Source organism: Mycobacterium sp. URHB0021 (genome assembly GCF_054057895.1).
Genome location: NZ_JBSRZT010000002.1, coordinates 5,657,428 through 5,683,277, shown reverse-complemented (window position 1 = coordinate 5,683,277; position 25,850 = coordinate 5,657,428). Strand labels below are relative to the sequence as shown.

The 25,850-nt window shown below is 65.1% G+C and carries 17 protein-coding genes and 4 pseudogenes; 13 read left to right on the top strand and 8 right to left on the bottom strand.

Going from position 1 to position 25,850, the window contains the following annotated elements; genetic code table 11:
- The first annotated feature begins 44 nt into the window (after positions 1–44).
- Entirely contained in the window at positions 45–1,724 is a 1,680-nt protein-coding gene (locus ACVWWN_RS30445) for a hypothetical protein (RefSeq protein WP_457147172.1), read from the top strand.
- Here ACVWWN_RS30445 and ACVWWN_RS30440 read toward each other — a convergent pair.
- A complete protein-coding gene (locus ACVWWN_RS30440; RefSeq protein WP_457147171.1) occupies positions 1,718–2,791 on the bottom strand; it encodes a hypothetical protein in 1,074 nt (357 codons plus the stop codon). The genes ACVWWN_RS30445 and ACVWWN_RS30440 overlap by 7 nt on opposite strands.
- Before the next feature lie 686 nt (positions 2,792–3,477).
- Between ACVWWN_RS30440 and ACVWWN_RS30435 the strand changes: the two genes are divergently transcribed.
- The 7 genes and pseudogenes from ACVWWN_RS30435 to ACVWWN_RS30405 all read left to right on the top strand — a co-directional run bounded on the left by ACVWWN_RS30435 (position 3,478) and on the right by ACVWWN_RS30405 (position 9,819).
- Positions 3,478–3,621 (top strand): hypothetical protein, encoded by a 144-nt coding sequence (locus ACVWWN_RS30435; RefSeq protein ID WP_457147170.1) that lies wholly within the window; start codon positions 3,478–3,480, stop codon positions 3,619–3,621.
- 225 nt (positions 3,622–3,846) lie between these two features.
- The gene (locus ACVWWN_RS30430; RefSeq protein ID WP_457149339.1) at positions 3,847–4,044 is read left to right on the top strand and encodes a DUF433 domain-containing protein; all 198 of its coding nucleotides are present in this window, start codon (positions 3,847–3,849) and stop codon (positions 4,042–4,044) included.
- A gap of 61 nt (positions 4,045–4,105) precedes the next feature.
- Positions 4,106–4,198: pseudogene (locus tag ACVWWN_RS30425) on the top strand (hypothetical protein); the annotation flags it as partial.
- Between the two features lie 588 nt (positions 4,199–4,786).
- A pseudogene (locus ACVWWN_RS30420) lies at positions 4,787–6,031 on the top strand (acyltransferase family protein); the annotation flags it as partial.
- Between the two features lie 129 nt (positions 6,032–6,160).
- Positions 6,161–7,672, top strand: a pseudogene (locus ACVWWN_RS30415) (adenylate/guanylate cyclase domain-containing protein); the annotation flags it as partial.
- A gap of 929 nt (positions 7,673–8,601) precedes the next feature.
- Positions 8,602–9,072, top strand: a pseudogene (locus ACVWWN_RS30410) (DUF222 domain-containing protein); the annotation flags it as partial.
- Positions 9,073–9,537: 465 nt separating this feature from the next.
- Positions 9,538–9,819: a GlsB/YeaQ/YmgE family stress response membrane protein gene (locus ACVWWN_RS30405; protein WP_457147169.1), complete on the top strand. Its 282-nt coding sequence runs from the start codon at positions 9,538–9,540 to the stop codon at positions 9,817–9,819.
- A 407-nt stretch (positions 9,820–10,226) separates the two neighbouring features.
- Here the strand turns inward: ACVWWN_RS30405 and ACVWWN_RS30400 are convergent, their stop codons facing one another.
- On the bottom strand, positions 10,227–10,595 hold the full coding sequence (locus ACVWWN_RS30400; protein ID WP_457147168.1) for a hypothetical protein: 369 nt from the start codon (positions 10,593–10,595) through the stop codon (positions 10,227–10,229).
- A 726-nt stretch (positions 10,596–11,321) separates the two neighbouring features.
- A complete protein-coding gene (locus ACVWWN_RS30395) occupies positions 11,322–12,080 on the bottom strand; it encodes an ANTAR domain-containing response regulator (RefSeq protein WP_457147167.1) in 759 nt (252 codons plus the stop codon).
- Positions 12,081–12,178: 98 nt separating this feature from the next.
- Between ACVWWN_RS30395 and ACVWWN_RS30390 the strand changes: the two genes are divergently transcribed.
- Positions 12,179–12,709, top strand: coding sequence for a MarR family winged helix-turn-helix transcriptional regulator (locus ACVWWN_RS30390; RefSeq protein WP_457147166.1), 531 nt, complete (start codon positions 12,179–12,181; stop codon positions 12,707–12,709).
- Positions 12,710–13,459: 750 nt separating this feature from the next.
- Here the strand turns inward: ACVWWN_RS30390 and malQ are convergent.
- The 3 genes from malQ to ACVWWN_RS30375 all read right to left on the bottom strand — a co-directional run bounded on the left by malQ (position 13,460) and on the right by ACVWWN_RS30375 (position 17,104).
- Positions 13,460–15,472 carry a 4-alpha-glucanotransferase gene (gene malQ / locus ACVWWN_RS30385; protein ID WP_457149338.1) on the bottom strand — a complete coding sequence of 671 codons (2,013 nt, stop codon included), beginning with the start codon at positions 15,470–15,472 and terminating at the stop codon, positions 13,460–13,462.
- A 182-nt stretch (positions 15,473–15,654) separates the two neighbouring features.
- The gene (locus ACVWWN_RS30380; protein ID WP_457147165.1) at positions 15,655–16,224 is read right to left on the bottom strand and encodes a DUF2231 domain-containing protein; all 570 of its coding nucleotides are present in this window, start codon (positions 16,222–16,224) and stop codon (positions 15,655–15,657) included.
- Positions 16,225–16,324: 100 nt separating this feature from the next.
- Positions 16,325–17,104 carry a methyltransferase domain-containing protein gene (locus ACVWWN_RS30375; protein WP_457147164.1) on the bottom strand — a complete coding sequence of 260 codons (780 nt, stop codon included), beginning with the start codon at positions 17,102–17,104 and terminating at the stop codon, positions 16,325–16,327.
- Between the two features lie 256 nt (positions 17,105–17,360).
- Here ACVWWN_RS30375 and ACVWWN_RS30370 point away from each other — a divergent pair, with 256 nt between their 5' ends.
- Positions 17,361–18,605, top strand: a complete 1,245-nt coding sequence (locus tag ACVWWN_RS30370; protein WP_457147163.1) for a glycosyltransferase — start codon at positions 17,361–17,363, stop codon at positions 18,603–18,605.
- 202 nt (positions 18,606–18,807) lie between these two features.
- Here the strand turns inward: ACVWWN_RS30370 and ACVWWN_RS30365 are convergent, their stop codons facing one another.
- Together ACVWWN_RS30365 and ACVWWN_RS30360 are read right to left on the bottom strand one after the other, a co-directional pair.
- On the bottom strand, positions 18,808–19,062 hold the full coding sequence (locus ACVWWN_RS30365) for a hypothetical protein (protein ID WP_457147162.1): 255 nt from the start codon (positions 19,060–19,062) through the stop codon (positions 18,808–18,810).
- 47 nt (positions 19,063–19,109) lie between these two features.
- Positions 19,110–20,588 (bottom strand): FUSC family protein, encoded by a 1,479-nt coding sequence (locus ACVWWN_RS30360; RefSeq protein WP_457147161.1) that lies wholly within the window; start codon positions 20,586–20,588, stop codon positions 19,110–19,112.
- A gap of 177 nt (positions 20,589–20,765) precedes the next feature.
- Here ACVWWN_RS30360 and ACVWWN_RS30355 point away from each other — a divergent pair, with 177 nt between their 5' ends.
- From ACVWWN_RS30355 to katG, 3 genes are all read left to right on the top strand, one after another.
- Complete coding sequence (locus tag ACVWWN_RS30355) at positions 20,766–21,857, top strand: dipeptidase (RefSeq protein WP_457147160.1); 1,092 nt, start codon at positions 20,766–20,768, stop codon at positions 21,855–21,857.
- 236 nt (positions 21,858–22,093) lie between these two features.
- The gene (locus ACVWWN_RS30350; protein WP_457147159.1) at positions 22,094–23,464 is read left to right on the top strand and encodes a LytTR family transcriptional regulator DNA-binding domain-containing protein; all 1,371 of its coding nucleotides are present in this window, start codon (positions 22,094–22,096) and stop codon (positions 23,462–23,464) included.
- Between the two features lie 114 nt (positions 23,465–23,578).
- Positions 23,579–25,729, top strand: coding sequence for a catalase/peroxidase HPI (katG, locus tag ACVWWN_RS30345; RefSeq protein WP_457147158.1), 2,151 nt, complete (start codon positions 23,579–23,581; stop codon positions 25,727–25,729).
- Positions 25,730–25,850 lie beyond the last annotated feature (121 nt).

Genomic DNA, 25,850 nt, shown 5'->3' with positions numbered 1-25,850 from the left:
CGTCTGCCTCAAGGTTGTCGGCGCGCGTTTCTAACATCATCACCATGACCGACGCGGGTGACTCGCCAGAGGAGAGCACAGCTGGCGAAGCGTCGCAACAATCCGCTGCCGCCCGGTCGAGCCGCAAGCCCGCCCGGGACGAGTGCGACCGCATCATTTTCGAACGCATTGAGAATGTGCTCTTCTGGCTTCGCCGTACGCGAGCCGCCAAGCTAGCGCCTGATCGATTCCTGACGCCGCTCGATTATCTCATCAACCTGAACATGCAGTACCGCAGCCACCGAAGGGCGTTAGCGGGCTTCCGGTGGGGTGATGGGGATGAGTGCACGGTTCCACCCACTGATCACGTCGGAATCCCATCGCTGTTCGTCGTCGAGCTCTTTCCACCAAGTGCTAAGGAGAAGCTGGACCGAGCGATAAGGCGAAACCGCTGGGACACAAAACAATTGCGAATGTATGGGCGTCACTACATGCCCACGCCCGATGAGGCTCGGTCGGGAGACCGCTGGTCCTGGTGGAATCTCGGTGAGGTCGTGCGTCGAGGCAGCAATGTCACCGTCGGCGACGCCGTCCGCCGCAAGATGCCCACGGAGTTCGACAGGGTCGAACTCAAAGCCCTGCAGATCAGCCAGGGCATCACGGCAGTCATGGCGAAATTCGACCTGAATGACGCCGCGATATCCCAACTCGACGAGGCTTGGCACCGTGATTACCAGCCTGAAATGTATTGGGGTGAGAGGGGTGGAGAGTGGCCGCGCCCTCTGGACCCCGATTTTGTGGCTTTTCGGAGAGTGCAAGAGGAACGGGGTCGCCTACACGCTGCTGCACGAAAATGGTTCTCCGCAAAATGGCCAGGGTTCTTTGCAACAAATGGACAGCCGCAGCCTTTGCTCGACATCGTACTGTTCAACGAGATAAGCGCTTACCCCGATACGCGTCCACCAAGAGGAGTTGACGGAGCTGTCCGCGCCCTTGGGTTGCCGCATACGGTCTACGTTCAGAGATCGACCACGTTCCCGGCAATGACCATCGGAGAACGACATATACGATCCGATTCAGGCATGGAAGATCGCCGCACCTGGGCCCTTTGGGGTAATCGCACCGAAATCCTCGACGGCCTCTCGAACACGCTCGAATCTCATGGACTTGGTCAGCATGACAGTTCAATCGCGCACTACGCCCAAGAGGCGATCGAGGACTACTTCCTGCGACTGTCGATCAGCGAAATGCTGGAAGTGTGCGACGCGCGTTACGCATCGATGCGAGACGCTGCTCGCCAACACGGCCAGTTGGAACGTCTGCGAGCCAGCCTGCTAACCCTCAGCGTCGATATGAGCAGCATTGACCGAGATATCCGCGCGTACAACGCGCGCGGCTGGCAGCGAGATCGCGCACAGTTCTTCTTCGAAGACTCGCCATATCTCGTCGCCGAATATAAGGAGCATGGCCACGCGTCACGTGAACCGATCAACCTGAACGAACGTCTGCTGACTGAACAGATGCGAATGCTGGAAACGCTTCGGGCCGCGGACAACGACTACCGCGGCATCCTGACTGCTGCGGCGTCGCTGACATCTTCGCTCAAGTCCATTCGGTTGGCTTGGGCTGCGGTGTGGGTAGCGATAGCGTCGCTCGGCGTCGCTGCGGTCACATTGCTGATCACAGACATTTCGATGCACAACCTTTGGGGCGCAATTGCCAACTGGCTTGGGCTGCTTCACTGATTCCGACCGGCATTTCTAGCCGCAATCGCTCGTCGTGCGGCCGCAAGCTCATGTCCCTCGAACGCATCGTTCGCATACTCAATCGCCTCGGTAAGCAGCTCGTTGACACGCGCGGCCATATCCTCCGGACACCGGAGGGTCTGTGTCTCACCTTGTCCACCCGAATTTCCCTGCGTGAAGCGAAACCCGAACTCATCCAGCTTGTTAGAAAAGTGATCCTTCCAAAAGGGAGGTCCACTCGGAGCGAACTTCACCGTCACTTCGACCTCGCCGGGAGTCTCTGCACTCGACGTGGCGACCGGGTCGCCGACGAGTTCAATTCGTCTCCACGTGACGACGGTGCGCACTTCGAGAGCTTCGAGGAAGTCCTCATCAGACTCGGGCGGTATGACGCCCTCTGCGAACCGACCACCGTGCCGCCAGGCTTCAACCGCCGACAGCCGCCGTATCTGCTGCCGAGGCTGAAACCTGTCGGCTTCGCGGACTGGAATGGCCTCAGTCGTGTAAATCGGCTGGATGCTGCCGCCGAGAGATTGACGCCATCGCCGACCGCCTGAGTCTGTGTACTCGACCGCGAACTTGACTCCGCGCCAGTCGGAGGTGTGCATCGTGACGAGGGTGAACCAAGCTTCATGGTCAGTGGAACTGCGATATGGCATCAGCAATTCAGCGGTCGGGATGAACTCGTGGAGTCTGTTCTGAGCCTCGACAAGGTCGGGTGTCCGCCGCTCGATGCCACCGTCAGCCCCATATGGTGAATCCACGAACGGAACCGACACGTCAAAAAACACGTCTTTACTACGGTTCTCGATTCGGAACGTTGCCAACGATTGAATGCCGCCCGGCACGTCCACTTTATAGATGACCAGCAATCGGGCCTGCGCCATGTCGTTGTTTTCCCTGACGCGGGCTGCCTCCTGACGGTCCGCGCGCGCCGTCCGCTGGCGACGGCGATGCTGAAAGCGGCGATGAGGAACGCGGCGGCTGTGGCCAACCCGCCTGCCCAGGTGCCCCACGCTTCGAACCAGCTGGACGTGATGTCGTGCGGCGAGAGCTTTGCCTTGCACACGGTCAGCATGACGAAGACGTAGAGGAACAGCAGCACGACGAGACACGTGCCCCACAGCACGGTGCCGAACTGTCGTTCTTCGGGCAGCCGCCCCTTGTTCGAGTCGCGTTTCACGCAGCCTCACCGCCGCACGCGATGGGGGAGGAATTGGTCTCGACCCTGCCGGAAATTCGAACCCGAGAAATTGACACCCGCACAGGATGTCAGCAGGTACCGACGGACCACCGAACGCGTGTTCGGCGTGTCCTACTGGTGTCCTAACACTCTCGATCACGGGCTAACCCGCACTAGACGAAGCTTCACGATGAGCAACGGCTGACCTGGATGGATCGACACGCAGTAGACGGCCCGTCACAGACCAGCACATCAACAGTCACACTGGCAGTGTGGGGGTCAGGGGTTCGAGTCCCCTTAGCTCCACTTAGAAACCGCAGGTAAACGGCATAGACGCCACGCTGGCAGGCCACGTCAACAGTCGCCGTCACATTGGGGGTTATTCTGCCCGCGTGCTCGTCGCCGCCGTCGAGGCCGCCGCCACCGCGGACGCTGAGGCGGTGGCCTGATGATCACCACCTGCTCGCTCCCCGAGGTCGTCGCTGCGAGTAATGCGCCGTCGGTGCGGTGGCTGCGGAAGGAAATCCGCGGACGCCGTGTGACCGCACGAAAGATCGGCCGCACTGGCGCATGACCGATGAGGACGTCGCCGAGATGCTCAACGCACGGCGCAACACTGAGCTGCAGGCCGACCCGGTGGCTTGCGGGCTAACCCCGACGTCGCGGCGGCGGGCACGCAGGCGGGCGGCGATCGAGTCGCTGCGCCGCACATAGAGACGCGATCACCCATTGGCGTACCTGAAGACGTTTCTAGACGTCCATGAACGCGCCTCACAATCAGCGGGGAAGACGTTGGACTACCCGGCGAAGAGATCGTGGTGCGTACCGGGCAACGTCTACTCGGCGATGCAAGTGGCCGGCCGATGTCGCGATCCTTGACCACGACGACGAGGGTGACCAGCTCTTCGCCCAGTGCCCGCTGGACAGTGACTTCCGGACATCGTCATCAACCCGGCGCGCTTGAGCGGTCAACTTACGTTTGTTGGCAGTCGAGTGTCACCGGTCATGATCGCCGGAATGGCCAGGGGCGGCGTGCCGCCCGAGGACCTCGCCGCCGACTACGGACTGAGCCTGCATCATGTTCAGCAGGCGCTCGATTACACCGAAAGTATCGACTCGCGGCGGCGTAGGCGCTGAGCGATCAGTGATAGCCATCGGCGACATCAAACACGTCGTCGATGAGAACGTCGGCGACCGCGGCTGGGTGATGATCACCAACGGTCGTCGCCTGCGCACGCGACCCGTAGAGGCTGAGTTGGCGATTGCCCACAAACTGAAAGTCGTTCACCTGACGGCAAAGTCGCAAATCAAGCAGCGTGGGACCAGCCGAAGCTTCTGGGCTTTGATCCGGGAGTTGCTGAGCGCCAACGTGGTTCAGCCACTCGTCGAGCGATTCGTCGACTTGGCAACTCGGCGGCTCGCCGCCGTGCTCGCGGATCGACCACCGCACCGCAGCCAGCAGGCGCGGCTCCGCCTCGAATGGTGCCGCGGTTGCGCATGACAGGTGCCTAGTTGCGCGAACGAAGGAACCCGCACTGAAACGCCGCGACGAACGGTGTTGGCGGCTACCGCTCGACCTTGTCGACAGGCGCACGGTCGCAGGCCCGTCGAGGCATGTGCAGTGGATGTTGAGGGGCGGGTCGAAAAGCGTGGCGTTTCCAGGTCGTGTGTCCGTTGCGCCCGGCCGACGCAGGCTTTGATGTCCGAAAAACACCTCGTTGGGGCCAACGTGCCGTTTCGGGGGGCCGGGCCAGTCACCGTTGGTCATACGCGTGGTCTCCGCTGAACTATCACGGTGTCAGCAAATATCTGAGACTCGGTCGCACCAGGAGGCCGATACACATTTAGTCATTGCCGAAACGATCAATACAAACGGTAGATGGACTTCGGATCAGTTGTCATCGCAAGATCTTGCCGCAGCTGCTATCCACCACTGTGCAGATTTAGCAAGCTCGATGATAGGGAAACCCGCATCCACGGGAGACGCGACGCCTACGCTGTGGAGTCTCCGGGGGGTCAGATTCGCGGAGGGCATAGAGCGACGGCGCGTTGGGGGCGTGGCAATCGACGAACGGCAAGACGACGGGCGCCGCTCGTGGGCGGTGGAGTGAACGCGCGCCCCGCCGCTCGGCTGCGCGGGCTCGACGGCATTCGCGGCCTCGCCGCGCTGTTCGTCGTCCTGCACCACTGCTGGTTGCTCTCCTTCCCCGGCTACCCGAGGAATACGGGCCCGTGGTGGCTCGGCTGGCTCATGTACGGGCACTTCGCCGTGGTCATCTTCATCGTGATATCCGGGTTCTCGCTGTCCGTTGCCGCCGCCCGCTCGGAGTGGCAGCTGCGGAGCGTCCGTGAGTTTGCGCGCAGACGCTCGTGGCGGATCCTGCCGCCGTACTGGGCCGCCCTCGCGCTTAGCCTGGCGGTTGCCTGGTGGGTCGTCGCCCAACCGAACAACGACGCGCCTACGGCGAAGTCCGTCGTCGTCTTCGGGTTCCTGGTCCAAGACGTATTCGACTCGCCGAGCCCCAACGGCGCCTTCTGGTCGATCGCCGTGGAGGCACAGCTCTATCTCCTGTTCCCTCTGCTCCTCCTCGTCCGGCGACGGTGGGGCGCCGTCGTCGTCCTCGCGGCGATGACGGCGATCGTGGTGGCGATCGCCGTGGCAGCGCCGCACGAGTCACACGTCCAGATGCTCATGCGGCTGACGCCGCAGTTCGCCCCCCTGTTCACGGCGGGCATCGTCGCCGCGGGCATCCTGGTCGCCTCCGACCGCGCGCGGCGGCTTGCATGGCACTGGGCGGCGCTGGTCGCGGTCGTCCCGGTCCTGGTGCTAATCGCCGCACGCGGATCGGTGTGGACCGTCGGCAACTTCGTGTGGGTCGATCTCCTGCTGGGGCCCGCGACGGCACTGCTGCTCGTGGCCGTGGCAGTCGGTCGGCCGAGGCCCTTCGGGCGCCTGCTGGAGACGGGGGCGGTGCAGCGTCTTGGCGGTTGCTCGTACAGCCTGTACCTGACCCACGCGCTGATCGTGCTGACCGTCCATCATCATGTGGTGCGACGCCTCGGTGTCGGCGCGGGAATGCCGACCTTCCTCGTCACGCTCGCGATCGCCGTGCCGCTGGCCGTCGCGTTCGCACTGTGGTTCGCGTCGCTCTTCGAGATCCCATTCCAGCGGCACCGCAGCTGGGCCGCGTGGCGGGAAATGATTTCGGCCCGGTGGCGTGAACGGACTCCGTGGGGGGGAACGGAGCCGGGAGGAGCCTGGCTGCTCGGCAAGGCCTCCGAAAGCCAGTCGCGCCGGCGCGTCCGCATTCAGATCATCATGGGCCTGTTCATCGTGATGGCGAACCTGCTGGGCATCGGTGTAGCCCTGCTGCTGGTGACCGTCGCCTTCCCGGTCCCGAGCGTCTTCGCCGACGCCCCGGCGTGGATCACGTTCGCGGTGGCCCCGTCGTTCACGGCCCTGGGCCTGGCGCTGGGGACGGTCTGGATCACGCGGCGAACGGTCAACGCGCTGAGGTGGTCGATCGAGGGGCGGACACCGACGTGCGAGGATCAGCGCAACACCTTCCTGGCCCCGCGGCGGGTGGCGACGATCCACCTGGTCCTGTGGGGAATCGGCTCGGCCCTCTTGACGACGCTGTACGGGTTGCAGGACACCGCATTCATTCCCCGGTTCCTGTTGTCGGTCGACGTCCCGGGTGTCGTGGTGGCCACCGCGTGCTACCTGCTCACCGAGTTCGCGTTGCGCCCGGTTGCCGCGCAGGCGCTAGAGGCCGGTCCACCGCCGCGCCGGCTCACCGCGGGAATCATCGGCCGGGCCATGATCGTGTGGCTGCTCAGCACCGGCGTCCCGGTGATCGGCATTCTGCTGACGGGTGTGTTCGCGCTGTCGTTACAAGACCTGACCGGGGCGCAATTCGCCTACCCCGTCATGATTTTGGCCGTCATTGCACTCGTGATCGGCTTCCTGCTGATATGGCTTCTGTCCTGGCTCACGGCCACGCCCGTGCGGGGCGTGCGGACCGCGCTGAAGCACGTTGAGCAGGGTGACTTGGACTGCAATCTGGTGGTGTTCGACGGCACCGAACTGGGTGAGCTGCAGCGCGGTTTCAACGCGATGGTCGATGGATTGAGGGAAAGGGAACGGGTTCGCGACCTGTTCGGCCGCCACGTCGGTCGTGAGGTGGCCGCTGTGGTTGAGCAGGAGCAACCGAACCTGGGAGGCAAAGAACTCCATGCGGCAGTGGTATTCGCGGACATCATCGGCTCCACGCAGTTGGTCAGCGGCCGCACCGACGTTGAGGTGGTCGACGTGCTGAACCGGTTCTTCGCCGTGATCGTCGAGGAGGTGGACCGCCACCGGGGTTTGGTCAACAATTTCGAGGGCGACGCCGCGCTCGCGGTGTTCGGTGCGCCCGTCGCGCTCGAGCACCCCGAAAATGAAGCGCTGGCGGCGGCTCGCGCGATCGCACGGCGGTTGACCGACGAGGTGCCCGAGTGTCCGGCCGGCATCGGTGTGGGCGCGGGTCAGGTGGTGTCCCGCAACGTCGGCGCCAAGGAACGTTTCGAGTACACCGTGATCGGTGAACCGGTCAACGAAGCGGCCCGGCTGAGCGAACTGGCCAAGTCAACCCGCGGCCTGCTGGTGGCGTCCTCGGACGCGGTATCGAATGCCACCGCAAGCGAAAGGACGTATTGGTCTTTGGGCGACACGGTAACGCTGCGCAGCCACAATAAGCCGACCCGGCTTGCGCTGCCGGTCTAGTCCCCGGGAGTGTCGGGCCATGTAGAACGCATCGAGCCAGCGTTCGGAAAACCACTGCGTCAAATTCTGTTCGCTGTCCGCCGGTACCACTTTGGCATCGGGATCGACGAGATCAGTTGGACGGCTACGTTGATGATGGCGTCAATGTCGACATCGATGATGTCGACATGCCCCCGGCTGGCTGACTGGCCGGCTCGATGTGCAGCTTTCGCAATTGATCGAGTGTGGTCAAACACCGCGACGAGGAAGCTGATTGTCTGGCTGTCCAAGCACTGCGAGTTCGATTGGACCCCAGACTCAATAACGAAAACGGAGCGGCAGAGGTCTATCTCATACTGGGTAGACGTGCTCGTCGGCGTGGTGACATCCCAGCGGCGAGGAGTGCCTAATCTGCAACCCTCCCCATTTCGTATCGCGTTCCCTATGCGCATGGGCTGTGCGGGATCCACAACGGTGTATAGGTCGCGCATTCTTCGGCATCAAGGTTGTACGCCATGTGTCGAATCCCCTTAGCTCCACCCTTGAATCCGTTCTGGCAGCGTCGGAGCGGGTTTTGCTTGTCAGCCGGATCGGGCCGCTTGAGGCTTTGTGTGCTAACTCTGGCGAGAAGCCGTTCGCGGCTGCGGTCCCGCGGTCGTCGGTCGGTCGCCCGTGGACGGCCTGGGTCATGCGTCCGGCATGGCCGTGCCAGGCGGTGACCACATCAGGCGGCGATGCCCTCCATATCCGGGAGATGTTGCTGTGCCGCAGCTTGCCGAGCGTGATCACCTGGTGGATCGTCGTAGCGTGTTCGCGTGCCCGAGATTCTCCAGCACGCCGGCATCGCGAAGCCGGCTGATGGCGTCCGATCGGGTTGGGCCTGTTGGCATCTGATCCCGGCCGGGTTGGAGTGGCCCGAATTTGTCGGACCTGGCTGCGATGATGGGGTTATGTCTTCGACCGCGTCGCTTGAGGTGCCGGTGGTGCGGGCTGGCGAGCGTGTTGAGGTGTTGTTCGGGGAGTTGTCGGAGTTGGCGGGGCAGCGCAATGCCATTGATGGGCGCATTGTGGCGATCGTCGCGGAGTTGGATCACGACGGGTTGTGCGGGTCGACGGGGGCGCGGTCGATCGCGGCGTTGGTGGCCTGGAAGCTGGGCGCCTCGTCGGGCAACGCCGCCACGATCGCCGCTGTGGCGCACCGGTTTCCGCGCTGCGGGCAGGGGATGCGGGAGGGTCGGCTGTCGTTGGATCAGGTCGGGGTGATCGCCGGCGGCGCCGCCGATGGCTCCGATGGCTCTGATGAGCATTATGCGGAGTTCGCCCGTGTCGCCTCGGTGTCGCAATTGCGCACCGCGGTCAAGCTCGAATCCCCACCCGACCCCGACCCCGACCCCGAAGCCCAGCCCGACCCGCGGCCCGAGCCCTATACGGCCTGTTTCTGCAGACGACGGGGGAACCGACCATGGGTGTCATGGCGGTCCTGCTCTTCGCGACCGGGCTGTTTCTGAACGCGGTTCAACTTATGTTGCAGGCGCTCACCGCGGACCTCGTCCACCAGGCGAACCGCGGCACCGCGTTCGGCATGTGAAACCTGATCGGCGAGATCGGCGCGGTCGCGAGCCCTGTGGTCAGGGCGCGCTGCGCGACACGACCGGCGGTTGGTCACCGCGATCTACCTTGATGCGGCGCTCGTTCTGGGGGTGGGAGTCGAGCTGCAGCGGGCGCGTAGCTGGTCATAGTCAGCCACGAGCGGCGGCGGGCTGAATTACCTCCATAAGGGTGTACCAGCACGCCCGTAAGGAGTGTGAACTAGTGACAACGTCGGGCAACCGCCCGACCGGCCGGAATACCGCGTCCACGGGCGCGAAAACTGGAAGGCGCACGCCATGCTCGGACTCATCGTCACCGTAATCCTTGTGGGACTCATCGCGGGAGCGCTTGCGCGCCTGCTGGTTCCAGGCAAGCAACACATGTCGATACTGATGACCATCGTCTTGGGCGTCGTCGGATCGTTCGTGGGCGGCTTCCTCGGGTTCTTGATCTTCCATAAAGACGCGTCGCAGGGTTTTCTGCAACCGGCGGGCATCATCGGCTCCATCATCGGAGCAGTCATCGTCCTGCTCATCTGGACTCGCGTCGGTACCCGCCACTCGATGCGTAGCCGCTGACCCACCGGCAGCGCACAACCGGCCCGGGCGCGCCCGGGCCGGGTGTCGCCGCACGAATGCGTTAGTTGCGGTCCACAGGACGCGTTGGGTGGCGGTCATCGAGCATCGGTCGACGTTGGGTGGTATACGCGACCATGCGTGAACTGACGCGAGTTGTATAGAGGATCCGCTTGCCGTCGGTCGGCATCGCTGAATTGATGCGTTGACGGTGACATAGATACCGTCGGGGTTGCCGACGTCGGCGAGTGGTTTCAAGAGGATGTGACTGGCGGGAACTCGGCAGCGGACGTGATGGGATGACCTCGGGCGACCCGAGCACCGGTGTACGGCCGCACGTCCTCACCCGGTGGGTGAACATGAATTGTCGAAATAAGCCGACGACGATATCCGTCCTTCGACGTTATGAGTCAATCGATGGTTGCTTCGGGTTTGTTCCATTTCCACACGGGTCGGGCATAGAGCGAGGCCAGGCCCGCTCGGATCACATTGTTGGTCGAGGGATTTTGCGTGCCGGGATCGGGCTTTGCGGTCTGGGTGACCAGCCAGCGGCAACCGGCGTCGGCAGCGGCCGCGGCACGGCTTGCAATCAGCGCAGATTGGGCACCGCGGTTGCGATAGCTGGATAGTGTGACGCCGCTATTGAACACAGCGACGTCCTGCCAGATGAACGAGCTGGCGGCCGCCACCATCTGGTCGCCGTCCCAGGCGGCGAACAGCTGGACCTCGTCGCTGTCGTAACCAGGTCCCAGCATGTCGCTGAAGTCTTCCTCGGGCATCCCGAATCCACGCATGGTGAACCGTGTCCATTCCACGGCGTTGGTCGCCCGGCCGACGTGCAAGTCCGTCGACGCGGTTTGACGAAAGTCCTCGACTGAGCAGATGTGTTGGTAGCGGGCCGCCGCCCGACCGCAGCGCATGCCGGTCACATATCTCGGCCCAGTCAGCGGGCAAGAGGGTCGGCGCGATTTGGATCAACACCCCGGGGTTATTTTCTGCGATGAAGAAGTCGATGACTTGGTCAACTAGCGCTGCGGTAACAGGTTCATCGATGCCAAATGCCAGTGCGTTGCTCCAGTAGTTGGTGGCGTCGTCGCGTACCGACGTGACGACGCCTCCGCTGAAACGGGCGGTCGCAATGCCGAATCGCGACCTGACCGCATCCGGCGCAGTGGAGATTAACCGGTGAAATAGCTCCGACTCCGCGCGTTCGGCACGCTCCGTTAATGCATCAAAGGTCACGGAATTTTCTAAACGCTGAACTGATCGTCCTCATTCAACACTGCACTCTCTGCAGTTGTGCATTCACGCAGAGCTTCCGATCCAGCTCGCCTACAGGGTCGGCCCCGCCGGCTGGCTCTCAACCGGCGGGGCCTGAACGGATCAAGTGACCGGTCACTTCCTCCGTTCTGGTGACGTCGTTCCCACGCGAGGCGGCGCCAAAACGTCGGCTGGGCGAGGCCGGAATGTCCTGTGGGGCAGAGCGTTTATCGCCTGTGGTGTTCTCAGCCACGGGTACTACGTCGGGGCAGCTCGGCGAGAATTCGATGTGCGATGTCTCGAAGCTTCACGTTTTCCCGCTGCGACTGTTCGACCAGCAGTGCGAAAGCGTCGTCGGCGGTGCCGCCGTACAAGGAACGCAGCACTCCCTTGGCTTGGTCGATGTCCGCTCGCGACACCAACGCCTGCTCCAGTTGGCCGACGGTTTCACGAAGCCTCTGCCAGCGGCGGGCCTCTGTAATGGCCTGGTTGGCCGCACTGGTGTAAAGACTCATCACTTTCTCGTCGACCACATCGAACGCCGCCGTGGAGCGGCTGTATGCGTTCAAAGAACCGACCAACTCGTCTTGCCCCCCCGGCGCCGACGACGCGATGATCAACGGGATCGACAGAGTGGCGTGAATGCCGGCGGCGCGGGCGGCCGTGACGAACTCCGGCCACCGCTGTCGGTCTGTTCGCATCGCTACGCGGACCGGTCGGCGATACTCTGCCGCCTCCAGACACGGTCCCCGCCGGGACAGGTACTGCTGCTGGTCCAAGGCGAGCACGTCATCATCAGTGTGAGCCACCGTGCGCACCGGTGGGTCGTGCAGTACGGTGATCGACACCGCATCCGCATCGGCCACGGCCGCCACCGCATTACGAGCTACCTGGTGCAGGACCACGTCGAGAGATTCCTCAGCCGCCACAACATTGTTCAGCGCGCTGATTGCGTTGGCCACTGCGTCCAACCTGTCGGACACGTCAAAGCGTTCACCGCGCATCGTCTCTCCTTTCGGCGGTGAGCAGTACAACATCATTTTATTTCACTAAGTTAAGCTTCGAAAAGATAGTCGTCGAAATCACGCGAGGAACACTGCTCATGAGCGGACGTGCGGTAGCCGCACAGGTCGGTGAGCGAGCGAAACTTGAGTCGCTGCTGTCGGCGGACCTGCAGGCGCTCAACGCGCAGGCCGATCGAATCGGCCGGTTCTTCGCCGACCTGCACGACCTCAGCGCCACTGAGTTCCACGCGCTGCTACACATCATGGTTGGCGAAACGTCGGGCGCTCCGCTCACCGCCGGTGGGCTTCGCCAGCGGATGGGGCTGACCAACGCCGGCGTCACCTATTTGGTTCGGCGCATGATCGCGGCCGGACACATCCGCCGCGACAGCGACCCCGTCGACCGCCGCAAGGCGATCTTGAGGTACCAACCTCATGGCATTGATGTTGCCCGCTCGTTCTTCAGTCACGTCGGTGCCGCCAACCGGGCCGCCCTTACCCCCTTCACCGACGAGCAGCTCGAGACCGCACATCAGGTGATGAGCACGCTGACCACCGCCATGGACCACTTCCGGGCTCAGCTGGAAGCCACCGGGTCCGTCGGGATCTCCGACACAACTAAGCGATGAGCGTGCGGCGACACCAACTTCACGGTCATTACAGAACTCGCCCAGTCCACAACGCCCATCCGCGTGTCCGTCGAGAGGCGCTGCGCGAATAACGACTGCCCCGACAGCAGTCGGTAGCTCGGCGCCCAGACATGTCTGCCGCCGTGCATTGTTCGACGCGGTGGGTGCGGTACCGGTTGGCGGCGCGGACCGTGAGGTAGTCGCCGTCGGGATCAGCTTTTGGCGTAGACCCCACGATTCTTCGGCGGAAACTTTCGACAGCAGCGCATTTCACGAGTTGACAGCAACACCGGTGTTGCGGAGGTGTGGTTCGCGAGACGGTGGGTCAGCGGTCGGCCCACCTGGGCGTTGCTGTTCCGCCACCGACCGCCGACCCACCTAGCGCGGAACGGGAGGTCTGGCGCTCGCTCGCGATCCGTCTGTACCCGCAGCGATCACGGCAAAACACAATTGGGCTGACGCTCGAGGAGACGGTTCGGTCCGAGTTGTCGTCCCATTTGTTGATGTTCTCATCCCGGTCATCGTGATCGGCGTGAGGGTACCCGAGGCCCGCAGTTCACGCGGTTGAGCGCTTTGCCTGCCGCATGCGGCTGTCGACTTCGCGCTGCCGTCCGGTGTTGCGGTGTGGATGACGTGGCGCGGTCTCGGTGTCACGCCAGGAGCGTCGAACGAGCTTGGAGTACGGAACCCGCAGACGGGTGAGCATGGTGCACCGCAGGACCGTCGCGAGCCGTTCTCGGGAAAGACATCTCAGTTGGCACTGGGTGGCCGGAAGGCGTCGGTGATCGCGGTGATTCTCGGGTCGGTGCGCAGTTGCTCGAGGGTTTGCGGCAACGGGAGACGCCAATTGGGGTATTCGTCGACCGTTCCGGGCAGATTGGGTTGTCGAGGCTCGGCGAGCACGTCGTAGGGAGAGATGAGCTTGAGCCGGCTTGGGGTCGACGCGAGCAGCCGGTGCATTGCGGCGATGATGGCCCCCTCGTCCGGTCCGTTGCCGGACGTGCTGTCCGCGGGGGGCAGCAGTCCTTCGGAGCGCAGCAGCGCCAGCCATTCGGCACGTTCCTTTTCGGCGGAGGCTTGTTCCGCCGGGACATCGTCGAGGAGACCGAGGTCGGCGCGCACCCGCACGTGTTCACCGCGCAGATAGCCCGCCGCGGTGGGCAGGTCGTGCGTGGAAAGGCTGGCGGCCGCCCGCGACGGCCACTCTGCCGGCGACAGCAGCGGTTCGCCGGGTGCGGATTGGTCGCGGGTGAACCAGGACACCGCGCATCCGAGCATCCCGTTGTCGGCCAGTGCTTCGGTGACCTCCGGTTCGACGGTGCCCAGGTCCTCCCCAACCACGGTGGCCCGCGCCCGGTGGGCTTCCAGGGCCAGGACCGCGATCATGGTCTCGGCGTCGTAGTACACATAGGTGCCACGGTCCGGGTCGTCGCCCGGCGGAATCCACCACAGCCGCCACAAGCCGGCGACGTGGTCGATCCGCAGACCGTCCGCATGGGCCAGCACGGCCCGCAGCATGTCGCGCAGCGCGGCGTATCCGGTGGCGGCCAGGCGATCCGGTCGCCACGGTGGCAGGCCCCAGTCCTGCCCGCGCGGGGTGAAGTTGTCCGGCGGCGCGCCGATGCTCACGCCGGTGGCGAGCACGTCGGCCAGCGCCCAGGCGTCGGCGCCGTCCGCGTCCACTCCCACCGCAAGGTCATGCAACACGCCGAGGGCCATGCCGGCGTCTCGGGCCGTGTCCCGCACGGCGGTCAGCTGCTCGGCGCACCGGTGTTGCACCCAGGCGTGAAACGCCACCCTGGGCGCCAGCTCTTGGCGTGCCGCCGTCACGCCCGGCCCGGTGACATCGCGCAGTGCCGCGGGCCATCGGCTCCACCGGCCGCCGTGGCGCTCGGCCAGCGCGCAGTAGGTAGCCCAGTCACGCAGCCCGTCGGACGAGGGCGGTGCGTCGAGCGGATTCGGCCGGCCCTCGGCGCGCCAGAGCAGCTCGAGCGCGGCCCGCTTGGCCGCCCACACCAGGTCGTGGTCAATGCGCTCGGTGCCGGCCGAGACCCGTAGCGCGTCGACCTCGGCGCGGGTGTCCGGGTCGGCTCGACGGTAGGCGTCGATGTCCTCGATCCGCACTGCGAGCGGGTTGGCGAACCGTCGACTCGACGGGGTGTAGGGGGAAGGTTGCACCGGATGCGTGGGGCCAGGCGCGTGAAGGGGGTTGAGCAGCACCGCGCCGGCACCGTGTTCGGCGGCGGACCATCTCATGAACTCCTGGAGATCACCCAAATCGCCGATGCCCCACGAACGAGCCGAGCGCAACGCGTAGAGCTGCAACATCCAGCCCCAGGTGGCCGGCGCCGCAGGCACTTTCGGCGGCGCTGCGACCAGGGTTCCCTCCTGGCCGTCGCGGGTGTGCATCCGATACCAACCCGGTGTCAGGTCGCCGGGCAGTTCGTCGCGCACGTCGATTCGCGCGCCGTCCTCGGCGACCAGAAAAGCCACACCCGGCAGCGGCTGGGGGCGTCCATCGAGGCGCACGGCCACCGTGGCCGCCAGTACGCCTGCGCGGTCGCGCTCGACCAATCTCGTCAGTTCGCGGCGTCGGTCGGCTTCCGTGCCGGCATCGACATCGAGTAGGCCGAGCACCCGAATGACGACATCGGCGTCGATCTCCACCGGCTCCCGTCGCTCGTTACGAAAGAAGGTGGCCACCCCGTGTGCGGCGGCCAACCGGCGCAGGTCCTCGGGTACCGGTTTGGGATGGGCGCTCACCGTGATCCCATCGCCGGGACGAGAAGGCACGGGCCTGACGAAATGCCTGCGGAAGTAATGAAGGGGGGCAGAGAGCGTCGCCGTGGTGAGAGCATCGCGCCGCTATACCCGAGGCCTGGCCTACTTACACCGATCGTCGACCCGACCGCGTTTTGGAAACACACGCAGTTGCGCAGAATGGCTCACGCGGCGCGCAGATACTGAAACGGACTGCGATGTGTGGCCGCCCGTAGCGGCCGCCATCGGAACATGCCGGCGCCCTGTGCGTAGGACAGGTGACCCCCGAGCGCCCCGCCGACGGTGACCGCTACGACCCCGAGCAGGGAATAGACGCGCGCTGCCCGGCGCCGCTGTTTCCGGTAGGCGCGGTAGGCCAAGGAAAACATGGCCACGCCCACCACGTTGGATGATGCATGCACCAATCCGACCCGCTGCTGCCGCCGGTCGAGCAGCGGGTAATCGGCCCATCCGGCGAGCGCCGTTACCGGCGTCGCCGCGAGTCCGAGCGCCACCAATCGGCGGGCAGTCGTGCTGTCCTTGAATACGAAGTCGAAGACCGCCGAGGCCATCCACGTGCCGATCGGCAGCGTGACCAACAGCGGGTGAACCGGGTGTCCGAGCCACGACCCACGTAGTGCTCCGGCCAGGCCGCTGCGCTCGGTGAGCCGTCCGGCAACGCGGGCGCTGGCCGCCGCCGGCGCATCAAGAGCCGACACCTCTTCGACGCCGCCTAAAATGCGATGCAGATTCATGTAGGTGAGTTACCCCGTCAGCAGATGTCGAATCGCCGCACGTCTCGTGCGAAAGTTCGCAACTTCAGCACCGGGGATGGTGCCACGGCGGCGGCGGTGGCTAGGCGGTCGCGATGACGATATAGCGGTTCAGGCTGTAGAAGAACTCGCCCGCATCGCTGCGGTCCTGCAGGTCGGCCACCCAGGCGGCAGCATCCGCCTCGGTCAGGTCGTGGTGGCCGGGCACGTATTTCGCGACCGCGCGCATGTCGAACGCACTGAACGAGTCCTCGGTGAGTTCGGTGTTGAACAGCACGTGCACCCGCTGCGCGGTCACGGTGAAGCCGGCGGCCCGCATCAGTCTGGCGAGCACCCTGGGCAGGTGCGGATGCACCAGGTGGTCGTCCCACGCCGCCGTGATGCGTCGATTCAACTCCCGGTCGCCGGTGTGCCACACCAGCGAGTCCCAGTCGGTGTCGAGGATCAGAGCACGCCCGCCCGGGCGTAACACGCGGTGCAGTTCGTCCAGCGCCCGCGGCAAATCCGCCACGTATTCATAGACCTGGGTCGAGACCGCGGCGTCGAAGGTGTTGTCGGCGTACGGCAGCTCGAGTACATCACCCTCGTCGATCTGCACCCACGGTTTGTCGGCGCAGCGGTGCGCGGCGATCGCGTTCATGGCGACGCTGGCGTCCAAGCCGTGCACCGCGCCGTCCCGGCCGACCGCCGCGCCCATCTCCGAAACCAGGTAGCCGGGTCCGGATCCGATGTCGAGGACACGCTCACCCCGCTTCGGGTCCAGAAGCTCGAGCACAAACCGGCGCTGCTCCGCGATGTCCGGCGTCGCGTACATCGTGTCGATCAAGCCGGCTTGTTCGTCGTCGAAATCCAGAATCGTCACACCAGAAAAACTGCGATGTGGACTTGCCTGATACCGATGCACAAACGTGTGTCTCGTCACAGGCTTCTGATCTGGCGGGCGAACCGGCGCTAGCGGTGCTCGTCGTCACGCGAGTTAAGCCGTGCTATCCATGAGTTTGGGTGTCGCATGGGCGGCGGGACTACGTGACTTCCTGCCCGAGAGGCAGAGCAGAGGGTAGTCGCAGGTCGACGCCAACGGGCAAGGCCGCCCGAATGAACATTTGGAGAGGTTCTGGATGCATGTCGCAATTTTCACCGATCTTCACCCCGACAGCCTCGGGGGTACGCAGGTGTCGGTGGCCAGTCAACGTCGCGCGTTGGAGCAGCGCGGGCACCAGGTCACAGTGTTCACGGCACCGCTGCCCCAGACGGTCGATCCTGATCCTTGCGTGGTCGAGTTGAGACCGGTGCCTGTGATGGCTCCGCTCATGCGCAAACTGGGCAGGCACGACGACTTCATGTTCGTATGGCCGTCCAAAACGAACCGCGCGATCATCAATGAGGCCTTCAGCGTCCGCGAGCCCATCGACCTCGTGCACACCCAGGGCGATCTAGGTGTAGCGATTGCGGGCGTGGAAGCCGCCCGCCGGCACGGTCTTCCGGTCGTTCAAACAAAACACACCCGTTTCGACGTCTACTTCGAGCAAGCCACTGCTACTCCGCTTCCGCTGGCACTGTTGTTCGCCTTGATGCAGAAGCGCCATCTCCGTACGGAATTCGACCTCGTTCGCGTGAAAGAAAGCGCAGCCTCACGTCTGGCTTGGCGTCTCATGGTGGCGCATGCGCAAGCTGTGGACCATGAGATCACACCGACGAGTCACTTCGCCCTTTCGTTGGCTCGGCGAGGGGTGAATCGGCCGATATCCGTTATTTCCAACGGTGTTGACGATGACGACATCGATCGGGCTAGAGCAGTCGACGTGGTCACGCCGCCTGACGGCGAGCCGCTTCGACTCATCTGGTGTGGACGCCTGTCATCGGAGAAGCGAGTACTTGCAGCAGTACAGGCTGTCGCACTGATTGAGCACGCTACGCTCGACATCTACGGTGAGGGTCATCTGGAGGCTTCCCTTCGCAAGACGATCGAATCCGCCGGGCTTTCCGAGCGAGTTCGCTTGCACGGCAGGGTCGATCGCGAACGATGCCTCATCGCAATGAGATCAAGCGACGCTCTACTGTTCACATCCTGCGATTTCGACACGCAGGGTTTGGTGCTGCTCGAAGCGGCGTCTATGTCCCTACCCACCATCTACTGTGATCCCGCCCTGAGCGAATCGGTTCCAGAAGGCGGCGGACTTCTCAGCGCCGACTCGTCGCCTGCGTCCCTGGCCGCCGCTATCCGTGTGCTTGCCGATGACCGTAAAAAATTGAGGAAGATGACCGACATTGTCACCACACAACGGGACACTGCACGACAATCCCTCCACACCGACAAGATTGTGGCTGTCTACCGCAGCCTGGTAGACCGAGTGCCAGCGTAAATTCCAAGCGGAAATTGCGAGTCCTGGGCGGAGCGCACCGTCGAAACCCACGATGTCGGGCAGAAGGCCCCCACCAGGCCGGCGAAGAAGTGCCGACAGCCGACGAACAACGCCGAGCTTGGCCGAGACGTGCTGACCAGAACAGTTTCCGTGGGAGTCGCCGGCCGGACATGTGCACAAGGCGTTCAGCGAGATGACGCCGTCAGCGCACTTCTGTCAACGACTCACGCAATGTGGTGACTTCGGCGGCGACGAAGGGGGGCAGGTCCTCGAGCGCTGGTGGCTGCGATCCGGTGCGGATAGCGGCGGCCAGTTCGCCGAGAGCTGCGATATAGCGATCAGCACCATCGGTTCCAAACGATGGCGCGCGTGGCGCCATGGCCGGATCGTCGCTGGGGTGTTCCATTGCCCAACAGGCCGCGAGGGTTCGATACGCGAGCTGCTCGGTTGCAGCCACTGCCGGCCATAATTGCTCGGCCGAGCTCCGTTGCCGCGCCGATCCGCTCACGGCGGCGTCGTAGGCCTCCGACACGGCGATGGTGGCGACTTGCAGATCACGACGCGCGGCTCGGGCGGGCAACGACATGGCGTCCTCAACCGCAAGATGCGCAGACGTCGCAGCGACGGCGTCGAGGCCGTTGGCACTGCGTCGGCGAGGCGGGTGGCTTCCTGATGGCGCGCCATGACGAGGTAGACCCCAAGTCCGACCACGCATCCGATCAGTGTGTCGACACCGCGGTCGAGCAGCAGGTCACCGACATCGACCTGGCGGGAACCGGACGAGATCGTCAACGCCGTCGCGGTGATGAACACCGCCGCCAAGGCGTAGTTGCGGACCACCAGCATCTCGATGGCGAAGTTCAGCAGGGCCAGTACCACCGCCAGCCACAGTCCCTGCGGGTGCAGCACGAGAATCCCAGCGGCCAGTCCCAGCCCGACCCAGGTGCCCAGCATCCGCTCGATGCCACGTTGCAGTGTGCGGATCCAGTCGGCGCCCTGATGCAGCACCAACACCGCCGCGGCCATTGCCCAGTAAGCGTGCCCGAGACCCAGCATCGATGCGGTTGCTCCGGCGACAGGCACCCCGATGGCGACGCGAAGCATCACGTGCAGGGTGTGTGAGCCAGGGCTGATGGCTTGCCGCAGCACGCTTATCGTGCGGGGACGGCCCAGCGGAATCCGGTCGATGTCACGGGTGGCGACCGCATCGGGTGATATGCGCAGCGCTGCGAGCCGGCGGGCGGTCTGTGCCGCCGTGTCAGGCATGGACCGATGATTGGCGGCGGCCCTCATCGCGTCAGCGAACAGCACATGCACGGCGTGGTTGGCGCCTCGCAGCCGGTGCAAGACGCTGCTCGGTCGCGGATTGAGGGGCTGGAAGTTGACCAGCACATTCCACGACTGATGCAGCGCCGTCGCCGCGTCGTGCCGGGCCACGCCTTCGTCGCGGGTGCCAGCCGCCTCGATGAACGCCGCGACCGCCTCACCAGCTGCGGAGACGGCGGCCTTTTCCGGCCGCCGAAAGTCGATCAACGCCCCCGCCATGTGCACCACCCAGGCAACAGCACCGCCGGCCAACACGAGCAGGCCGATCCGCCAGGGGGTCAGGTGCGCAGCCGATACCCCGATTCCCGCGGCGCACGCGACGACAAAGATGTAAGCGCCGGGCGGCCCGACCGCTAGCGCATTGCACAGCAACACGGCAGCCACGCCGATGGCGGAGACGGTGAGCACGCCGAGCCACGGCACCTGCGCCGCCCAGACTCCCAGCGCCACCGCCGCCGCGAGGGACACCGCGATGACCGCCAACTGAAAGGCACGGTTGAGATACGGCCGACCGCCACCATAACGCGAAGTGAAGGCGCCCAGAGTGGCGATCAATCCGGCCGCAACGTCGCCGGCGACGCACCCCACGATGACGGGCGTCGCCGTGCTGATCGCCGCACGAATTCCGATCGGCCACCTTCCGTGCGCACGGCGCATGGTGAAAAGTTGACGGATCGGCCCACTCGCCGGCACTGGACCATTCAGCGGCGCGTGCATACGGTCGGGCGGCATGGATCAGCTTTACCCCAACGCGCCACAGGATGGTGACGGCGTTGAGATTTTCACACCAACTGACGGCGCCGGCCCGGCAGGGGAGTGATCGGAGGAGACACGATGGTGATGCTGATCGACGGCCACAACGATCTCGCCTGGGCGATGCGCCAGCAGTACGACGCCGACCTGGGCGCCGTCGACCTGACCGCGGTGGTGCCGGATCTGCACACCGACTTGAAGCGACTGGAGGCCGGCGGGGTGGCCGGGCAGTTCTGGTCGGTCTACGTGTCCCCGGAGCTCTTCGTCGGTCCCGCGGCAGTGACCGCCACGCTGGAACAGATCGATTTCGTGCGGCGGCTGGTGGCCCGCTACTCCGACCGGCTGGTGCTGGCGACGACGGCCGACGAGGTCGAGGCGTCCGGCGACCGGATCGCCTCGCTGTTGGGGATGGAGGGCGGCCACTGCATCGACGGTTCACTGGCGGTTCTGCGCATGATGCGTGCGTTGGGCGTGCGCTATTTGACCCTGACCCACAACAAGAACGTGTCCTGGGCCGACTCGGCGACCGACGTCCCGGTGCTACACGGATTGTCGGCGTTCGGCGAAGACGTCGTGCGTGAGATGAACCGGATCGGCATGCTCGTCGATCTCTCGCATGTGTCTGCCGACGTCATGCTGCACGCACTGCGCGTGACCGCCGCCCCGGCGATCTTCAGCCATTCCTCCGCCCGCGCGGTGTGCGACCACCCGCGCAACGTGCCCGACGACGTGTTGGCGGCTCTGGCGGAGAACGGCGGTGTGTGCATGGTGACGTTCCTACCTGCGTTCGTCTCACCCCCGGTGGCCCGGTGGCACGCGGAGGCGAGGGCCGAGGCTCGACGCCGCAGGATTCAGAAGAGCGATCTGGCGTACGACGAATTGATGGCGGAGCTCGCCGAGCAATCGCCACCCCCGGTTGCCACGTTGCCCGAAGTCGTGCTGCACATCGAGCATGTGCGTGAGGTCGCCGGCGTCGATCATGTCGGCATCGGGGGCGACTACATGGGGTCCGAGGCGATGCCCGAGGGCCTGGAGGACGTCTCTGGATATCCGCGGCTGTTCGCCGCCCTCGCGGAGCGGGGATGGTCCGGCGCTGACCTGGCCAAACTCGCCGGTGAGAACGTACTCCGCGTCCTCAGAGCAGCCGAGGATGTCGCCGACCTGGCCGGCTAGCGTTGCCGGCGGCCGAGTTGGCAACCCTGGGGCTCTCCGGTCGGGCCGGAGCCGTCGTTGAGGCGCCTTGCCGAAAATGCTTGCGGCCGTGTAGATATGTGAGAAGCGTCACGATAATGGCTCGTGATCGGTGGAGGTAGGCGCGGAGTCCCACATTCGGGCGCCCGGGGTGCCGTCCACCGAGTCGAGCAGACCAAGGGCGGTCTTCAATGTCAGGTGTCCAGCGACTCGAGCCAGTGTCCCGCAACGCGAACGAGGCCGCGGTGTACGGCGCGTGGGAACGCTTCGTGCAGGGCGAGGATGACATCCGGGGCGTACGGCCAGAAGTGGCGATCTCCTGGCATCGATGTCGTGATGAATACCGCGTCGACCCGTACCTGTCCGAGGCGCCGGCGGCGGTCTCGGAGGTCGCCCATCCGCTCGAACACGATGTCGTATTCGCGGAGCTGGGGTTTCGCGCCGCCGCCATGGTGCACGAGGTGGCGAAATGCGGAGGGATTGTGACAGTCGCCGACGCCACCGGCAGAGTCTTGGCCGAGTGGGGCGACAAGGCGACCTGTTCCATCGCCGCCGAGGCCGGCCTCGCGCCGTGGTTCTGCTGGTCGGAGCGTGCGGTGGGCACGAACGGCATGGGCACTGCACTCGGAACGCAGCACCCGGTGGTGATCCGGCGTGGAGAACACTGGTGCCGGGCCTTCCACGAGTGGACGTGCGTGGCCGTCGCGGTGCGCGACGTGGTGAGCAAGGAGCCGATCGCGGTCCTGAACATCTCGTGTTGGCGCAGTGACCTGCCGGCGAACGCCCGCGGGTGGCTGGCCAACGCCGCCGCCTACACCCAGAGCAGATTGCGCATGCGCGCCCGCGACAGTGGCGCCGAATTGCTCGCCGCGTACAACCACGCCCGGGTACGGTCCCCCGAGCCGCTGGTCGCTGTCGACACGTCCGGCAAGGTGGTGATCGCCGATGACACGGCGAGCGTGCTCCTCGGCGTGCCCGGCAACGCTCCGGCAGTCAACCCGGCGGTGCGCTGGAATCCCCGGCTGCCCGCGTTTGTCGAGGCCGCCCGGTACGCCAGCAAGCAGGCGAGCCACAACCCCGATTGGATCGGGGCGACGCAGATCTTCACCCACCTGGCTGACGAACCGTCGCCGATCAGAATTCGTCCGTTCTTCCAGTACGGCAATCTGGTCGGACACCTGATCTCTTTTGGTGCCCCCGACGGCGAGCCGTTGTTGCCGGAGACGGAAGCAGGCGCGCACTTTCAGGGACAACCCCGCCGGGTGGTCGGCGTCCGCGACAGCCGGATGGTGTTACTGCGGTTGCCAGAGGTCACGTTGGCCGAGTCCGACGGCAACGAGGTATGGCTGTCCACGGACCAGGGCAGGCTGCGGGCGGCCTCGCCCGGCCTCGACCATCTGGACGGCGAACTGGCCAACGCCGGTTTCCTGCGGGTGCACCGCCGCTACGTTGTGAACCTGAGCCGTGTTCGGGAGGTCGAACGGCGGGACAGGGGCGAGTTGGTTGTGGTCATGGACGACGACGCGAACACGATTGTGCCGGTGTCCCGGCGGAACGCGCGCGCGGTGCGCCGGGTGCTGGGCATCTGAGGTTCGAGAGCGGCCGGAAGGAGTGCCATGCCGGGGAACCCTGACGCTTACGTCCACAGGACGTACGACCAGACCGTAGGCACAGGCCGATCGGTCAGGCGTCGCGAGTGCCCGATGGCAAGCGTCGGCCAACTCGACCGGTGGCCCGGCCGGCTCAACCTGAAGATCCTGGCTCGTTCCGGCCGCGCCGCCGGTCCGTGGGGTGAGGACTTCGACTACGCCAAGGAATTCTCGTCCCTGGATCTCGACCAACTGGCCCGCGACGTGGACGAGGTCCTGACGACCACGCAGGACTGGTGGCCCGCCGACTTCGGCCATTACGGACCGCTCGTGCTGCGGATGGCCTGGCACTGCGCCGGCACCTATCGCCTCGGTGACGGTCGGGGCGGTCCGAGCGCGGGGATGCAGCGCTTCGCGCCGTTGAACAGCTGGCCGGACAACCGGAACCTGGACAAGGCGCGCCGACTCCTGTGGCCGGTGAAAAAGAAGTACGGACGCAAGATCTCCTGGTCCGACCTGATGGTCTTCGCCGGCAACCGTGCGCTGGAATCGATGGGCTTCACGACGTTCGGATTCGCTGGTGGCCGCCCAGACGCGTGGGACGCCGACGAGACCTACTGGGGCCCGGAAAACACCTGGTGCGCCGACGAACGACACAGCGGCGTCCGGGATCTGGACGACCCCCTGGCGGCCACCGAGATGGGGCTCATCTACGTGAATCCGCAGGGTCCGGCCACGGTACCCGACCCGGTCGCCGCGGCGCGCGACATCCGTCGGACGTTCCGCCGGATGGGGATGAACGACGAAGAGACCGTCGCGCTGATCGCGGGCGGGCACACGTTCGGCAAGTCCCACGGAGTGGCCGACCCGGGCGCCTGGCTCGGGCCCGAACCCGAAGGCGCACCGCTGGAGGCGCAAGGCCTGGGTTGGGCGAACGGGTTCGGTACCGGCAACGCTGCCGACACCATCGGCAGTGGACTCGAAGGGATCTGGACGCCGACACCGACCACGTGGGACAACAGCTTCCTCGAGACGCTGTTCGCGTACACGTGGAATGTGGCGCTCAGCCCCGCCGGGTTATGGCAGTGGGTCCCGAGCGACGGCGCCGGGGCCGGCCTCGTGCCGGATGCCCACGACCCATCCAAGACCCATGCCCCCACGATGCTCACCACGGATCTCGCGTTGCAGGAGGACCCGATCTACGAGGCGATCGCCCGGCGCTTCCTGACGAATCCGGACCAGCTGGCGGACGCGTTCGCGCGAGCCTGGTTCAAACTCACGCACATCGATATGGGCCCGATCCAGCGCTACCTCGGGCCACTGGTCCCGTCCGAACGCCTGATCTGGCAGGACCCGGTGCCACAAGTCGATCACGCGCTTGTCGATGCCGACGACATCGTGATGCTCAAGAGCCGGCTCCTCGACTCGGGCCTGTCGGTTTCCCAACTCGTCCTCACGGCGTGGGCCTCGGCTTCGACGTTCCGAAACAGCGACAAGCGCGGTGGGGCGAATGGGGCGCGCATCCGTCTCGAACCGCAGCGGAGTTGGCCGGTCAACGAGCCCGAGACGCTCGTGCCCGCGCTGGAAACGCTGGAAGAGATCGGGAAGCAATTCAACGACTCCCAGCCGGGGGACAAGAAGATCTCGATGGCAGATCTGATCGTGCTCGGTGGATGTGCCGCGATCGAACAGGCGGCCGCCAGGGCCGGTCACGACATCGAGGTACCGTTCCGGCCGGGACGTACCGACGCCACCCAGGAATGGACGGACGTCGAGTGGTTCGCCGCGCTCGAGCCGACCGCGGACGCATTCCGCAACTACGTCGGCAATGGCAATCGGCTGCCGCCGGACCTGCAGCTCGTCGACCGCGCGAGCCAGCTGACCCTGAGCGCCGCCGAAATGACAGCGCTGGTCGGTGGGCTGCGTGTGCTGGGCGCCAACCACGACCAATCCCCAGCGGGCCCGTACACGTCGGCACCCGGCGCTCTGACGACCGACTTCTTCATCAATCTCCTCGACACGGGCACCGAATGGGTACCGAGGACAGGGAACGCCGGGAGGCCGACGACCTACGAGGGCCTCGACCGGCGCACCGGCGAGGTCAAGTGGACCGCCAGTCGCGTCGACCTCGCTTTCAGGGCCACCTCCGGGCTGCGCGCACTCTCGGAGGTCTACGCCAGCCAGGACGGTGAGGACAAGTTCGTCGCCGATTTCGTGTCCGCGTGGGTCAAGGTCATGAACCTCGACATGTTCGACCGGTCCTGATCGCGTCTCAGCGTCGGCGACCCGTTTGGCCGTTCGGTCCACTTGGCAAGGACTCACTGTGCCCGAGGCTCACGGGATCTCGACGATGACAACTCCCAGGTATGACCGAGATCTCAGTACG